This window comes from Thalassobacillus cyri (assembly GCF_900107755.1).
Classification (GTDB): Bacteria; Bacillota; Bacilli; order Bacillales; family Halobacillaceae; genus Thalassobacillus; species Thalassobacillus cyri.
Map to the genome: position 1 here is coordinate 151,301 of NZ_FNQR01000009.1, position 15,213 is coordinate 166,513.

The following is a 15,213-nucleotide window of genomic DNA, read 5'->3' on the forward strand; positions in this document are numbered from 1 at the left end:
CAGCCCTCTTTAGATACTATTTCCAAAACAATGTAAGCTTCGATATCTTTTTCATAAATTCATCTATGGTGTCTACGTCTTTTGTTGAGTGATTGTACCATTTTTGGATCGTATCCAGCAGCCAAAAAGGAACGGGCTTCCCATCAATATAATGATAGTATGCATCGTAACCTTTTTTCAGGTGCTCCCAGCGGTAGTCGTTGCCCGGGTTGATATATTCAGAAACATCGAGAATTTTGGCCCGGCCATTTTGCAGGAGTATATTTTTTAGGTGAATATCTCTTGGATTCAGGCCGTATTTCTTAATACAGTTTCTTGTTTCTTCTACATCTTGAATGGCTTGTAATGGTATATGGATGCCTTGTAAAAGACAATCATATAAGGTCGGTCCTGGTTCATACCGTAAAACCAGGTAGCGGTTTCCGGTATCATATAATTTTGATAGATTTGGTATGCCGCTAAGTTTTTCATAAACCTGCTGTTCGATGTCCTTTTTATAGAGCTTATCACCAGCGTATAGTTTAAATGCCACTGATGGTACTTCTTTATGCCGGAATACAGCCGCATCTGTCCCGACACCTATGCACTTTAAATGCTGTGAGTTTCCTTGAATAGCTACCGGATTATTGCCAGGTGAGGAACTGACTTTAATATTGGATAATGCGCTAGCTGCTGCATGCCAATCTTTGGACATTTTTGACCAACGCCCTTCTGTTAGGATGAAATCTCCTACTGAATAATAATAGTATTCGGACGAAGGGCGTCATATTAGTAGGTTTTTTTATTTTTGAACATGCAGCCCCGACAGCTTAACAATGATTAGTTACTCGTATCTATAGTAATTGATTTATTTACTTCTTTGGTGTGAAGCAGGTCACTGACTTTAATAGTCAGTTGCTCCGACCTGAGGAGATAGGAATCGGGGATCATGAAAGTATAGCTATCTTCTTCTCTCCTCATGATATTTCCCCCGGAATAGAGGGGATCCTCTTTTTCTTCATTTTCTACCTCAATATTAGTATCCATCCATGGATTTTCGCTCGCAAAACTAGGTGATTCTACGGATAAATACTCACTGGGATTTTCTTCATTAAGCGGCTGGTAGCGGATAGTGAACTGAGCTCCATCTTTTTTGATATATTCGACTTGATCCAACAGCACTTCTGTATGGAACACTTCGGCTACTTTTACAGCGTTTTCTTTATCTATTTTGGTATATCGATAGGGGGTGTCTTCATCCTTTATCCAGTCATCATTATAATCAGAAACGTCTACTTCCAAAGTGAATGATTGATCGCTGACCGAACTGCTTTGGACAATCGCTAGAGTCATCTCCTTTGGTACTTCTGTATATGGTCTGGTATGCGCAAAAAACTCCGTTTGTTGAGGCTGGTCATTTTGACGCATAGGGTCAAAATAAGCATGGAAAGATTCTTCCCTATCCCCTGTCTTTAATTTTCCTTCTAATTGTGCCGGTTTGGCTTGGTCCTTGGCAAGCGAAAATTCAATCTGTGTCGACATTACATCCAGATTGATGTTTTTCACTTGAAGGGCAGTGTCCCCCAGACTCAATGTCTGGTTTACTGGAATCGAAGCTATCTGGTTATCTTTCAGGTCATATTCCAGTTGTAAGGTGGTTTCACGGGTTTTGTAGGTACTGTCTGGAAGTTTAAGGTTAAAATCAATGGAAACAGTTTCATTCATTTTCTCAATGGGTTGCCCTTGATCATCCATAAAAGGACTGGCTGTGGCCAACAGGAATACTTTTCCATCATGGACCACTGCTTCAGTGGAGAATGCCGAATGCAGTGATGGCGGATGCCTGAAAAGTTCTCCATCCAATGATTCGATTGTCATACGGTTCAAACCGATATCCTGATAGTTGCTGGAAAGCTGCTTTAATCCTTCTAAGTCCAAACTGTAAAATAAAAATGTTGCCTGATTCGAAAACCAGATTTTATCCAAATGAACTTCACCGTCATGATCGGTTATAGATAGCGTCTGATCGATTTCCTGGAAAAGTCCCCGTTCATTCGCCGTCTTTATACCAGGAATGTATTTTTCATAGTGCTCATAAACTTTCTCTTTAGAATCCACTTTTATCCATTGGGCTGGTAAGTCTATCTCCTGTTCTTTTTTGTCTTCTGCTTCTGTATCCGGGATAGATGCATCCATCACCGGGTCACCCATAAAAAATTGGGTGCCTATGAACAAACCTAATATGATGGCCCCTGCCATCACGATCTGAACTTTGCTTCTGTTGTTTTCATTCTCTTTCATTTACATATCCCCCGTTAAAACTAGATAATAATTAATTCTGTAAAAATATGTAGATTCCTGCACTATTCATGAAAACTCTCCTGCCAGGAGCCTATGATTTGAAATAAAAGAATGAGTCATGTTACATATAACTATCATCTGGAAATATTAAATAAATGAGGGGATGAATTGATTAATAAATTCCTCAGTATGATTGGGAGTTTGATTATACTCCTGGCAATCGTACTATTTTTCGTTTTTTATTTGGAGCAAGACGATGTAGAATTCGATTTTCCAAAAGGGGAAGGAGACGCCCCGATGCCGACTAAACTCCATCCAACTGTGGCGGAAAAGCGCGATCAGTTAGTTGCCAGAGCGGAAGAAAAAGGAATTGAAGTAGTCATCACCGAAGGGTTCCGTACCATTGAGGAGCAAGAAGAGATTTATGAACGTGGAAGGTCTGAAGAAGGTAATATCGTCACCTATGCGGAAGGGGGCGAATCTTATCATAATTATGGACTAGCGATTGATTTTGCCTTACGCAATAAGAATGAAAAACTGATATGGGATACGGAATATGACGGTAATGGTAACGGAAAGTCCGATTGGATGGAAGTCGTGGCAATAGCCAAGGAGCTAGGGTTCGATTGGGGCGGAGATTGGCGTCGTTTCAAAGATTATCCGCACTTTCAGATGGATATGGGTTACAGTATCCGTGAATTAAAAAACGGGTTCCGACCGGAAGTCCCGAAAGATTCAACCCAATCCCCTGAGGGTGAATAAAAATAGGCTCTTTCCTAGTGACGTCACTCCTGGACTTCGTTGCGAAAACGTCATGTTTGTGGTAACATTATTTTCTGACAATTATAGTATTTCATCATAGATCATAAAGAAAGAGGTTAAGCGAATGGGCATGAATACACGGTCAATGATCTTTACCCTGTACGGTGATTATATCCGCCACTATGGCAACGAAATCTGGATAGGCAGTTTAATCAGCCTTCTAAAGGAATTCGGCCATAATGAGCAGGCGGTCCGGGCAGCGATTTCCCGCATGTATAAACAAGGTTGGGTAGAATCGACGAAAAAAGGAAACAAAAGTTATTATTATTTGACAGAACGTGGTGTCAACCGGATGGAAGAAGCTGCGGACCGGATTTTCAAATTCAAGCCTGCAGAGTGGGATGGCAAATGGCGAATGCTAATGTACACCATTCCGGAAACGAAGCGGAACGCCCGTGATGAGTTCCGGAAAGAATTGGTGTGGAGCGGTTTCGGAGCCATGTCGACCTCTACGTGGATTTCTCCGAATGATTTAGAAAAACAGGTCAAAGATTTAGTTGAAAAATACGAAATTGAACCTTTCGTCGAATTCTTTGTTTCCGAGTATAAAGGCCCTAATGATGATGCTAAACTGGTGGAGAAGTGCTGGAATTTAGAAGAGATCAACGAGAAGTATCAAGAGTTCATTTCCTATTACAGTCAGAAGTTCATCATCGATCGGAATAAGATTCAAAATGGTGAAATGACGGATGCAGAGTGCTTTGTAGAACGTACAAGTCTGGTGCATGAATACCGTAAATTCCTATTTGTGGATCCAGGTCTGCCGGAGGAATTACTGCCGAAGAAATGGCTGGGTAACCATGCAGCCTCTTTGTTCAGTGATTATTACCGGACGTTGGCAGAACCTGCTTCCCGATTCTTTGAGCAAGTTTTCAAGGAAGGAAATGAAATCAAGCATAAAGATGAGTCCTATAATGTTCTGGACCATCCCCTAATGATCGAACCTTAAAAAGCCGTCTCGCAAGAGACGGCTTTTAGCTTGGCTTTAAGTGTTGATTTTACAATTAAGCTCCCTTTAATTGAAGACTCAGTTTAGAGATAGTGGGGTCCGTTACCATGAGAGGAGCGGGAGGTTCTGGGAAAGGGAGTCATTCCCAACCGGACCGTTATTAAGATAAACATCTCGAAATCAAGTCTTCGACTTTCCGGCTCTATAATGGCAACAAGCCGTTTATTTACTAGATTTGTTCTTTGTATTCTTTTCCTTTCTCAACATATGTATCGATCGACAACTGGATCAGCTCAAAATCCTTGTCATTCAACTCGCGGACTACCTTACCAGGAGACCCGACAACCAGGGATCTCGGCGGTATTTGTTTTCCGGGTGGAATCAGTGTGTTTGCACCAATAATCGATTCTTCCCCAATGACTGCACCGTCCAAAATTGTAGATCCCATGCCAATGATACACCGGTTTTCCACCGTACATCCATGCAGGATGACGTTATGGCCGACGGTCACTTCATCCTTCACAATAAGTGGAGATTCTTCATATAAATGACAGGTTGTATTATCCTGAATGCTGCATCTTTCCCCTATTTTTATTGGTGCTTCATCTCCTCGTAATACAGCATTGAACCAGATGCTTGATTCCTTGCCAATGGATACATCTCCGATCACGTGGGCTCCGGGCGCGATGAACACCGAAGTGTCTACTTCCGGCTTTTTTCCTGCATAATTATGGATCATGCTCTTCCTCCTTATCGTTGTGTAAAGATTAAAAATATTATAACATTATTTATACGAAGGAGGAAAATTATGAAGCATGTTTGTGATGTATTGAATATTCGCTATCCAATCATTCAAGGGGGGATGGGCAATATCAGTAATGCCCCACTTGCTGTCGCTGTCTCGAAAGCTGGTGGTTTAGGCACGATCGCTGCAGGAACGATGTCACCGGAAGAATTAGAACCAATTATCATAGAAACAAAGGAGAGAACCGATCGCCCGTTTGCTGTCAACGTTGCAATCAAGGTCACCCCTTATTTACAAGACATTATGGAACTTATCATCAAACATGATGTGCCTGTGGTGTCTTTATCCGCGGGTAACCCAGCGCCCCTTATCCCCCGCTTGAAGGAGCATGGTAAGAAAATCATTACCGTCACTGCCTCGGTCAAGCAAGCGGTCAAAGCCGAACAGGCAGGGGCGGATGTCATTGTCGCAGAAGGCTATGAGGCAGCTGGGATCAACTCGAACCTTGAGTTGACTACGTTGACATTAATCCCTCAGATTGTTGATGCAGTCGATCTGCCTGTACTCGCTGCTGGCGGTATCGGGGATGGTAGAGGGCTGGCTGCAGTTCTTACTTTAGGTGCCAGCGGAGTACAGATAGGCACACGACTGATTGCCACGCAAGAAGCACCATTTCATGAAGCATACAAACGTACGCTGATAGAAGCTCATGAAAATGATACAGTGATTGTCGGACGATCGGTCGGGCGTGTGCGTAGAGTCATGAATACTCCGTATAGCCAGAAGCTGCTTGATTATGAAAAAGGTGGCGTTTTATTAGAACAATTCAATGAAATGACCTCAGAAGATCATCACAAAATTGGTGCCCTGGAAGGACGTTTGGAAGAAGGGTTTATTAATGGCGGCCAGGTATCCGGTTTAGTTACCGATGTCCCGACTGTTGCTGAGCTTATCGAGTCCATGATGGACGTTGCTTATGCAAGGATAGAACAGTTACATAAAAATTTTCTTTCCACGTATGTAAAATGACCTGCAGCTGATTTTAGCTGCAGGATTTTTTTTTACTTTAACAAATTTTAACTTTGTTAATGGATTTAAGTATAAGAAAATACGAAGGCTTTCACTAGAAATACTTGGCGATAAGCCAAGTATTTCTAAGTTTCCACAAAGATTCTTATCTCCGCTAATCATGCAGGAGAATGAGGATTTCAGTCGAATTAATAATAATAAAACAATAGGAAATATTCTGAAAACAAATTGACGTAATCTGATGCTGATGATAATATAACGGTAATAACACGTTATGCATGTTGTTTATCATATTAATCTGAATAGTTAATGATAGGAATACTTAGGAGGCGGATGCCGGAAAGTGTTCCTGTTATGATAAAAAATTTAAGGGGGACCAAGATGAAAAAAGGATTAGTTGGTGTAGTGATATTGCTGTTGGCAAGTATGGTTTTACTTGTCGGATGTAATAGTGATGCTTCAGGTGATGAGAAAGTGACAATTGGTGTTACGCAGATTGTGGAACATCCATCATTGGATGCAGCCTTTGAAGGATTCAAAGAAGCTTTAGCTGAGAATGGGTATGTCGAAGGAGAAAATGTTACATACGACGTTCAAATCGCCCAGGGTGATATGAACAATGCCCAGTCGATTGCCAACAACTTTGTCGGGGACAAAGTAGACTTGATTTTTGCTAATGCAACCCCTAGTGCTCAAAGTGCTTTGAACGCAACCAAAGATATTCCGATTATTTTTACCTCGGTCACCGATCCGATCGGCGCTAATCTAGTTGCGTCTTTCGATGAACCAGGTGAAAACATTACGGGAACCTCTGATACACATCCAGATGCTATCCCTCAAACTATTAATTTTATCGTTGATGAATTGAAACCTAAGAAAATCGGTGTCATTTACAATTCTGGTGAACAAAACTCCACCGTACAAGTTGATGTCATCAAAGACGTCTTAAAAGACACAGATGTTGAATTGGTTGAAGCATCTATTTCAACTTCTGCTGAAGTAAAACAAGCGGCAGAATCACTGGTCGGCCGTGCCGATGCTATCTATATCCCTACGGATAATACGGTTGTCTCTGCATTGGAATCCGTGATAGATGTCGCCCAAAAAGAGGACATCCCGATGTTCGCGGGTGAGTTGGATTCTGTCAAAGCTGGTGCGGTAGCCGGTAGTGGATTCAGCTATAAAGACCTTGGCTATGAAACTGGTGAAATGGCCGCACAAGTATTGGACGGAGACAAAAAGCCTTCCGATATTCCAGTCTCTTATCCTAAAAAATTGAAGTTGGTTATTAATAAAGAAGCAGCGGAAGCTCAAGGTCTGGAAATCAAGGAGGAATGGGGCGAAACCGCTGAGTTCTACGAGGGAGAATAAGTGGAAAGGATGATTCAACTTGTTTACGGCAATCTTTGGTTCACTAGAATCAGGTATCATCTATGCAATCATGGCTTTAGGAGTCTACTTATCATTCCGAATCCTGGATTTTCCCGATCTGACTGTTGATGGCAGCTTTGTCACTGGTGCTGCAGTAGCAGCCGTTATGATTGTGAATGGCACCAATCCGTTTTTTGCTACTGTCATTGCCTTAGTCATCGGTTTTCTGGCAGGTTGTATTACTGGAATGCTTCATACGATTGGAAAAATAAATGCGTTATTATCCGGGATACTGATGATGATTGCGCTTTACTCTATTAATCTCAGAATAATGGGAAGATCGAATATACCTTTACTCAATGAAGAGACAGCTTTTACTACTGTCTCTTCGTTCTGGGAAAAACTTGGCATCGATCCAATGCTGAATAAAGGTTTGGAATTGATAGGTTTAGGTGACAGCTTGCCTTCTACCTGGGGAATATTATTTTTCATGATTATCGTTACCTTATTGATCAAGTTTACAACCGATCGCTTTTTGAAGACAGAAATCGGGCTGGCTGTCCGGGCAACGGGAGACAACAAACGGATGATCCGCAGCTTTTCTGCTAATACCAATATGCTTGTCATCCTGGGACTTGGATTATCAAATGCCATGGTCGCTTTTTCAGGAGCGTTGATTGCACAGTACGGATCCTTCGCCGATGTCGGAATGGGTATCGGCATGATCATCATCGGGCTTGCCTCTGTAATTATAGGAGAGGCACTTTTCGGTACAAAAACGATTGCAAGAACTACGCTTGCTGTGGTTGGAGGCGCAATCATTTACCGGATCGTTGTCAGTTTGGCACTCCGTGTTGAATTCCTGGAAACTGGAGATATGAAGTTGATTACAGCTACCATCGTTATTTTAGCTTTGACCTTACCAAAAATGATTGAAAGCCACCGTGAAAAGAAACGTAAGAAACAGAAGCATAAAGAAATCATGATGGATATACCAATGGAAAGCGGGGGAGAGCAACGTGCTGCAGCTAAATAGAATTCACAAGGTATTCAATGAAAACACACCGGACGAAAAAATAGCGCTGGACGATGTTGACCTTTCCATGAATTCCGGGGATTTTGTGACGGTCATCGGGAGTAACGGTGCAGGCAAGTCCACGCTGATGAATATCATTTCCGGCGTGCTGCTTCCAGATACAGGGATGGTGCGCATTGACGGAAAAGATGTCAGCCTTGTTCCTGAGTATAAGCGTTCAAAGCTGATTGGGCGAGTATTTCAGGATCCGATGGCGGGAACCGCGCCTGCAATGACAATCGAAGAAAATTTAGCAATGGCTTATTCCAGAAATAAAAGAAGGACATTTCGAAAAGGTGTGACTAAAAGTCGCCGGGCTTACTTCAAGGAAGTATTGGAGACGCTCCATTTGGGGCTGGAAGACAGGCTGAATATAAAAGTAGGACTGCTTTCAGGTGGGGAAAGGCAGGCGTTGTCGTTATTGATGGCGACATTTACAGAGCCTGCAATCCTGTTATTGGATGAGCATACAGCTGCCCTTGACCCATCACGAGCAGAATTGATCACCAACCTGACCAAAGAAATCGTAGGCAAATATAATCTGACTACTTTGATGGTGACCCACAATATGCAGCAAGCTTTAGATTTGGGCAACCGTTTGATCATGATGGATAAAGGACAAATCATTTTGAAAGTTGACGAGCAAGAGAAGAAGCACCTTACCGTAGACAAATTGATGGCTGAGTTCCAGCGGATCCGAGGCGAACAGATGGCTAACGATCGCGCATTGCTAAGTTGATCGGTGGCAAATATCCCTGTCAAAAAAATCACCGGATCTGGTATTTTTTTGGCCAGGATACATAGAGAGCAGTTTGGTAGAAATTCAGGATAAGGGGGGAGCATGATGAAGCCAGGCATGCGGGAAGGGCAATCAGCTGCCATCCAAACGGAAGTGGCGAGTGAAATGTTCGCACAATTTGGAGGTGAGGTCGTCCACCCGACTTTTTCCACGGTATCCCTAGTATATTATATGGAATGGGCTTCGAGGAAGATTATATTGCCCTATCTGGAAGATAGTGAAGAAGGGATGGGTGGTGCTGTCTCGGTCAAACATGTCAGTCCTGCTCCAGAGGGGGTCACCATTGATATAACCGCTACTGTGACAGCAATAAAGCGTAATATAGTGGTCACGGAAGTGGTGGCAGAAAGTGATGGGAATATCATTGGCACGGGAGAAGTGAAGCAAGTCATCCTTCCTAAAGTAAAAATTAGAGAAATACTGCGGGTGGAGAATAAAACATAGATAAATTCTTTTAGCCATAAATGAAAGCGCTTACCGGGGAAGTATTGCAAAAGGGGGACTCATGATGAATATGGATATGTTTGAACGTATTAGTGAGCATCAGCAAGTGTTGTTTTGTAACGATCAAGCGACAGGGTTGAAAGCAATTATCGCGATTCACAACACAACCCTTGGGCCTGCTCTTGGCGGATGCAGGATGCAGCCTTACGAGAGTGTCGATGCAGCATTGGAAGATGTTCTGCGCCTGTCCAAAGGGATGACCTACAAATGTGCTGCAGCCGATGTCGATTTTGGCGGGGGAAAAGCTGTTATCATCGGGGATCCGGCAAAAGATAAAAACCCGGAATTGTTCCGCGCGTTTGGGCAGTTTGTCGAGTCATTGAATGGGCGTTTCTACACAGGGACAGACATGGGCACCACTCCTGGAGATTTTGTGCATGCTTTAAAAGAAACGAACTGCATTGTAGGTGTGGAAGAAGAATATGGAGGCAGTGGCGATTCATCTGTGCCTACTGCTCTAGGTGTCATTTATGGAATAAAAGCCACGAACCAGGCGGTATGGGGAAGCAAAGAGCTGGGAGAAAAAACCTATGCCATCCAGGGTTTAGGCAAAGTTGGTGCTAAAGTTGCTGAGCACCTTCTTCAAGAAGGAACCAATCTGTATGTGACGGATATCAACCAGTCAGCCATCGATGAGGTGTTATCAAAAGCGAAAGAATATAACGGTTTTGTAAAAGTAGTCAATGATAAAGAGATTTATCATGTGGAAGCTGATGTTTTCGTGCCGTGTGCATTTGGCGGTGTCATCAATGATGAGACAGTCGAGCAGCTGAAGGTCAGAGCAGTGGCAGGTTCGGCGAATAACCAGCTGTTGGATATCCATCATGGGAAGACATTGCAGGAAAAAGGCATCCTTTACGCCCCTGATTATATCGTCAATGCAGGCGGATTGATTCAGGTCGCAGATGAATTATATGAACCGAACAAGGCAAGGGTCTTGAGAAAAACGAAAGCTATCTATACATCATTATTGGATGTTTTTCAGGAATCGATGGATAGCGGCATCTGTACAGTAGAAGCTTCTAATTTGTTATGTGAAAGACGGATTGAATCCCGTGCCCAGCGCAATAGCTTCTTCAGTCATATGAAGCGGCCGAAATGGGCCGTGCGAAATTAACCAAGTAGTTAATGCCTTAAAAAAGGGTGATTCGATGGAAAATGACTTTCCTATAAAAATGTGGATAGATGAAAATGGAAATGTCCAGGAAAAAGAATACAAAGAAGTGGTGACGGAGAAGCTGACTAGAACTTTCTACCAACAGCTGATCCGCATTCGTACGTTTGACAGGAAGGGGATAAGCCTGCAACGCCAGGGGAGGATCGGCACTTACGCTCCATTTGAAGGCCAGGAAGCAAGCCAGGTCGGGAGTGCGATGGCTCTGGAAACGAATGACTGGATGTTCCCATCTTATCGGGATCATGGGGCGACGATGACTTTCGGGCACTCCCTGAAAAATATCTTATTGTTTTGGAATGGAAGAAACGAAGGGTGCATCCCGCCTGAAGGGAAGAATATCTTTCCCCCTGGAATTCCGATTGCCACCCAGTTGCCGCATGCGGTAGGAGCAGCTTTTGCGGAAAAACGGAAAGGGTCCAAAAACGCTGCCATCGTCTACTTTGGTGACGGAGCAACCTCAGAAGGGGATTTTCATGAAGGTTTAAACATGGCGAGTGTGTTTGACGCACCAGTCGTATTTTTCAATCAGAATAACGGCTATGCGATTTCTGTTCCAATGGAAAAACAAATGAATACAAAAACGATCGCCCAAAAAGCCCTGGCTTATGATATGCCCGGGGTCCGGGTGGATGGCAACGATGTTTTTGCTGTTTACGCTGAAACATTGAAAGCACTTGACCGTGCGCGCAGCGGGGAAGGGCCGACGTTGATCGAAGCGGTGACATGGCGTTATGGGGCGCACACCACCGCAGATGACCCGACTAAATATAGGGACCAATTGGAAAGTGAACGAAGACGGGAAGAGGCAGATCCTGTATTACGGGTGGAACGTCTGCTAAAAAATCAAGGCTGGTTTGATGAACAGTGGGCGGAAGAAGTTAAGAAACAAGCGGCTCACGAAGTAGATGCTGCAGTTGCTGAGATGGAAAGTTTTCCGCCTGTTGATCCTAACGATATCTTTGATCATGTGTTTGCGGAACCTACCTGGCAGCTCCAGGAGCAAAAGCAGCAATACTTCCAAGCGAAAAAGGGGGTTCCAGTATGGAATCAACAGCAGTAAAGAAGAAAACGATGACCCTCGTCCAGGCAATTACAGATGGGATGCGCACGATGCTGGAAGAAGATGACCGGGTGCTGGTGCTTGGAGAAGATGTCGGGAAGAACGGCGGTGTATTCCGGGCGACCGATCACCTGCAGGAAGAATTCGGGGAGGATCGTGTCATGGATACCCCGCTAAGTGAAGCGGGATTCATCGGTGCGGCAATTGGGATGGCGGTTAACGGACTTCGACCTGTAGCCGAAATTCAGTTTCTTGGCTTCATTTATCCTGCCTATGAACAGATCATGACCCATGCCTCACGGCTGCGTTCCAGAACAATGGGACATTACACCGTACCAATCGTAATCCGTGCTCCTTATGGGGCGGGGGTTCGGGCTCCTGAAATTCATTCCGACAGCACGGAAGCGATTTTTACACATATGCCGGGCTTGAAAGTCGTCTGTCCCGCTTCGCCATCGGATGCAAAAGGCCTTTTGATTGCCGCTATCGAAGACCCTGATCCTGTTTTATATTTGGAACCGATGCGATGCTATCGTTCTTCGAGGGAAGAAGTAGCGGAAGGGAAATATACGGTTGAAATCGGGAAAGCGAAAAAGGTCCAGGAAGGGGAGGACGTAACTGTCATCACCTGGGGGGCAATGGTACCCGTCGCCGCTCAGGCAGTAAAAGAGATGGAAGCGACAGGTGTTTCCTGTGAACTTATCGATCTCCGAACGTTGTATCCAATCGACCGGGATACGATTGCCGAATCTGTCCAAAAAACCGGGCGGACAGTCATTGTCCATGAAGCCCACGGGACAGGAGGAGTGGGGAACGATGTGCTGGCTATCGTCAATGATACTTCTTTCCTGTATCAAAAGGCTCCAGTCGAGCGGGTAACAGGTTTTGATTCCCCGGTTCCATTTTTCAGCTTCGAAGATGAATATCTGCCGACACCTGCAAGGGTGAAATATGCGATTGAAAAGGTGATCAAGTTTTAACAGGGGAGGATGACGATGGTTGAGATAAAGCTTCATGATATCGGGGAAGGGATGACCGAAGCAGAGGTTACACATTTTCTTGTGAAGCCTGGGGACGAGGTGGTTGTCGATCAACCGGTGGTAGAAGTTTCTACGGATAAAATGACAGCGGAAATCCCGGCCCCGCAGCAAGGGGTCGTAAAGGAACTGTTAGTGGAAGAAGGAAAGACCATTTCCATCGGGACTACAGTGGTAGTGCTTGAAACAGCCCGAGAAGCGGAGCGGGAAACCGCCGCTACGCTGGAAATAGAGAAAGAACCGGTGAAAGCAGAAACACCGTTTGTGCAAAGTTTTGAAGTTACCGCTCCGGACCGGCGTGTCAAGGCTGCTCCATACACGAGAAAGGTGGCCCGCGAGCTTGATGTAGATATTGAACAGGTGAAAGGGACAGGTGTCAGGGGGAGGATTACAGTAGACGATGTCAAACGCTTCGCTGCTGTACCGGAACCTGAGCACTCCCATCAGGTTAAAGAGCAAAAGGTAAGTGTGGAATCAGTGGATGAGTCGGAGATGATACCATTCCGGGGAAGAAGGAAGCAGATTGCTAATAAAATGACGCAGTCCCTTTTCACTATTCCACATTGCACCCACTTTGAAGAAATAGATGTCACCGAATTGCTTGATATCAGACAAGAACTGAAGCAGGAAAAACTGGCTATTTCCGCGACAGCCTTTTTTATCAAAGCAGTATCCGTGGCGCTTCAGGAGTTTCCGGTTTTCAATTCCAGGCTCGATGAAGAGAACGAAGCCATCCGGCTGGTAAAAGAGCATCATATTGGAATTGCTACGGATACAGCAGAGGGACTGATTGTCCCCGTACTTAAAAATGTAGAGAAGAAGTCATTGCAGACTATCCATGAAGAGATGAAAGAATTGACACAAAAAGCTGGCGAGAATCGACTGAAGCGAGAGGAAATGACAGGAAGCACATTTACCATCAGCAATGTCGGCCCGCTGGGAGGCAGTATCGGGGCTACCCCGATCATCAATTATCCAGAAGTCGGACTGATGGCTTTTCATAAAACAAAAAAGCGTCCGATGGTGGTTAATGAAAATGAAATAGCGATCCGTTCCATGATGAATATTTCGATGGTTTTCGATCATCGAGTGGCAGACGGTGGCACGGCTGTTGCGTTTACCAACCGGGTGCAGGCCTTAATTGAACGTCCGTATTTACTATTAATTGACTTGAAATGATAAGAATTTTTATTAATTGATTATGGAGGGATCACGAATGAAAGAACAAGTGACGAAAAAGCAGGCGCCAGAAGCGGCTGAGGATTTTTTTCCAGTCAAAGAAGTAGACTATTTGGAGTATTACACTGGTAACGCCAAGCAGGCAGCCCATTTCTTCTGTACCGCATTCGGGTTTGAACCAGTCGCTTATTCCGGATTGGAAACAGGTAATCGCGAAACGGTTTCCTATGTGCTGCAACAGCGCAAGGTCAGAATAGTTGTGACGGGTACATTGACAGAAAGCAGCAGAGTTGCTGAATTCACGAAAAAGCATGGGGATGGGGTGAAAGACGTCGCCCTGACGGTAGACGATGTCGATAAAGCTTATAAAGAAGCGGTATCCCGTGGTGCCATTGAAATCACACCACCATTCACGATTGATGATGAGTACGGAACAGTGAAAAAAGCGGTGATTGGCACGTATGGCGATACCATCCACACGCTCGTAGAGCGCAAAGATTATAAAGGGGTGTTCATGCCTGGATTCCTTCCTGCAGATTTCGAAATCCCGCATCAATCCACTGGCATTGCCGCTATCGACCATGTAGTCGGAAATGTAGAGCGGATGGAAGAATGGGTGTCTTATTATGAAAAAGTCATGGGCTTTAAGGAAATGCGCCACTTCTCAGATGAAGATATTACAACCGAATATTCCGCGCTGATGTCAAAAGTGATGCATAACGGCGGACGGATCAAATTCCCGATCAACGAACCAGCTGAAGGCAAAAAGAAGTCCCAAATTGAAGAGTACCTTGATTTCTATAACGGACCTGGTGTCCAGCACATCGCCTTGATTACTGGGGATATCGTCGACACGGTAACCAAGCTGCGTGAAAATGGCGTGGAATTTCTCAATACCCCAGATGCTTACTACGATGAGCTCACTGATCGTGTGGGAGAAATTGACGAAGAAATAGATAAATTGAGAGAGTTGAAGATTTTAGTAGACCGTGATGATGAAGGGTATCTATTACAGATTTTCACAAAACCGATCGTCGACCGTCCTACCATGTTCATCGAAATCATCCAACGTAAAGGGGCTCGCGGCTTCGGAGAAGGAAACTTCAAAGCCTTATTCCAGTCCATCGAACGGGAACAAGAACGACGAGGTAATCTATAAGGCCGGAACAAATAAAAGGAAGGGAGA

At 44.4% G+C, this 15,213-nt stretch carries 15 protein-coding genes; 12 read left to right on the plus strand and 3 right to left on the minus strand.

Features of this window, described 5'->3' with window-relative positions; translation table 11 throughout:
• Positions 1 to 16 precede the first annotated feature (16 nt).
• Both BLV00_RS12345 and BLV00_RS12350 read right to left on the minus strand, forming a co-directional pair.
• On the minus strand, positions 17 to 694 hold the full coding sequence (locus tag BLV00_RS12345; protein ID WP_093045281.1) for a serine/threonine protein kinase: 678 nt from the start codon (positions 692 to 694) through the stop codon (positions 17 to 19).
• A 125-nt stretch (positions 695 to 819) separates the two neighbouring features.
• A complete protein-coding gene (locus BLV00_RS12350; protein ID WP_093045282.1) occupies positions 820 to 2,280 on the minus strand; it encodes a hypothetical protein in 1,461 nt (486 codons plus the stop codon).
• A gap of 189 nt (positions 2,281 to 2,469) precedes the next feature.
• Here BLV00_RS12350 and BLV00_RS12355 point away from each other — a divergent pair, with 189 nt between their 5' ends.
• Positions 2,470 to 3,042 (plus strand): M15 family metallopeptidase, encoded by a 573-nt coding sequence (locus BLV00_RS12355; protein ID WP_093045328.1) that lies wholly within the window; start codon positions 2,470 to 2,472, stop codon positions 3,040 to 3,042.
• Between the two features lie 130 nt (positions 3,043 to 3,172).
• Positions 3,173 to 4,051, plus strand: a complete 879-nt coding sequence (gene paaX, locus BLV00_RS12360; RefSeq protein ID WP_093045329.1) for a phenylacetic acid degradation operon negative regulatory protein PaaX — start codon at positions 3,173 to 3,175, stop codon at positions 4,049 to 4,051.
• 229 nt (positions 4,052 to 4,280) lie between these two features.
• Here paaX and BLV00_RS12365 read toward each other — a convergent pair whose 3' ends face one another.
• Positions 4,281 to 4,790 carry a gamma carbonic anhydrase family protein gene (locus BLV00_RS12365; protein WP_093045283.1) on the minus strand — a complete coding sequence of 170 codons (510 nt, stop codon included), beginning with the start codon at positions 4,788 to 4,790 and terminating at the stop codon, positions 4,281 to 4,283.
• 69 nt (positions 4,791 to 4,859) lie between these two features.
• On the opposite strand from BLV00_RS12365, the gene BLV00_RS12370 reads away from it, so the two are divergent.
• The 10 genes from BLV00_RS12370 (at position 4,860) to hppD (ending at position 15,186) form a co-directional block, all read left to right on the plus strand.
• The gene (locus BLV00_RS12370; RefSeq protein ID WP_093045284.1) at positions 4,860 to 5,825 is read left to right on the plus strand and encodes an NAD(P)H-dependent flavin oxidoreductase; all 966 of its coding nucleotides are present in this window, start codon (positions 4,860 to 4,862) and stop codon (positions 5,823 to 5,825) included.
• A gap of 381 nt (positions 5,826 to 6,206) precedes the next feature.
• The gene (locus BLV00_RS12375) at positions 6,207 to 7,196 is read left to right on the plus strand and encodes an ABC transporter substrate-binding protein (RefSeq protein ID WP_093045330.1); all 990 of its coding nucleotides are present in this window, start codon (positions 6,207 to 6,209) and stop codon (positions 7,194 to 7,196) included.
• Positions 7,197 to 7,215: 19 nt separating this feature from the next.
• Positions 7,216 to 8,232 (plus strand): ABC transporter permease, encoded by a 1,017-nt coding sequence (locus BLV00_RS12380; protein ID WP_093045285.1) that lies wholly within the window; start codon positions 7,216 to 7,218, stop codon positions 8,230 to 8,232.
• The gene (locus BLV00_RS12385) at positions 8,216 to 9,010 is read left to right on the plus strand and encodes an ABC transporter ATP-binding protein (RefSeq protein WP_093045286.1); all 795 of its coding nucleotides are present in this window, start codon (positions 8,216 to 8,218) and stop codon (positions 9,008 to 9,010) included. Before BLV00_RS12380 ends, BLV00_RS12385 begins: the two co-directional genes overlap by 17 nt.
• A gap of 105 nt (positions 9,011 to 9,115) precedes the next feature.
• The gene (locus BLV00_RS12390) at positions 9,116 to 9,514 is read left to right on the plus strand and encodes a thioesterase family protein (RefSeq protein ID WP_093045287.1); all 399 of its coding nucleotides are present in this window, start codon (positions 9,116 to 9,118) and stop codon (positions 9,512 to 9,514) included.
• A 70-nt stretch (positions 9,515 to 9,584) separates the two neighbouring features.
• Positions 9,585 to 10,691, plus strand: coding sequence for a Leu/Phe/Val dehydrogenase (locus tag BLV00_RS12395; protein WP_093045331.1), 1,107 nt, complete (start codon positions 9,585 to 9,587; stop codon positions 10,689 to 10,691).
• Between the two features lie 34 nt (positions 10,692 to 10,725).
• Positions 10,726 to 11,811: a pyruvate dehydrogenase (acetyl-transferring) E1 component subunit alpha gene (gene pdhA / locus BLV00_RS12400; protein WP_093045288.1), complete on the plus strand. Its 1,086-nt coding sequence runs from the start codon at positions 10,726 to 10,728 to the stop codon at positions 11,809 to 11,811.
• Positions 11,793 to 12,791 carry an alpha-ketoacid dehydrogenase subunit beta gene (locus BLV00_RS12405; protein WP_093045289.1) on the plus strand — a complete coding sequence of 333 codons (999 nt, stop codon included), beginning with the start codon at positions 11,793 to 11,795 and terminating at the stop codon, positions 12,789 to 12,791. Before pdhA ends, BLV00_RS12405 begins: the two co-directional genes overlap by 19 nt.
• Positions 12,792 to 12,806: 15 nt before the next feature.
• Positions 12,807 to 14,027 carry a dihydrolipoamide acetyltransferase family protein gene (locus tag BLV00_RS12410; protein ID WP_093045290.1) on the plus strand — a complete coding sequence of 407 codons (1,221 nt, stop codon included), beginning with the start codon at positions 12,807 to 12,809 and terminating at the stop codon, positions 14,025 to 14,027.
• Positions 14,028 to 14,064: 37 nt separating this feature from the next.
• Positions 14,065 to 15,186, plus strand: a complete 1,122-nt coding sequence (gene hppD, locus BLV00_RS12415) for a 4-hydroxyphenylpyruvate dioxygenase (RefSeq protein ID WP_093045291.1) — start codon at positions 14,065 to 14,067, stop codon at positions 15,184 to 15,186.
• The last annotated feature ends 27 nt before the right edge of the window (positions 15,187 to 15,213 follow it).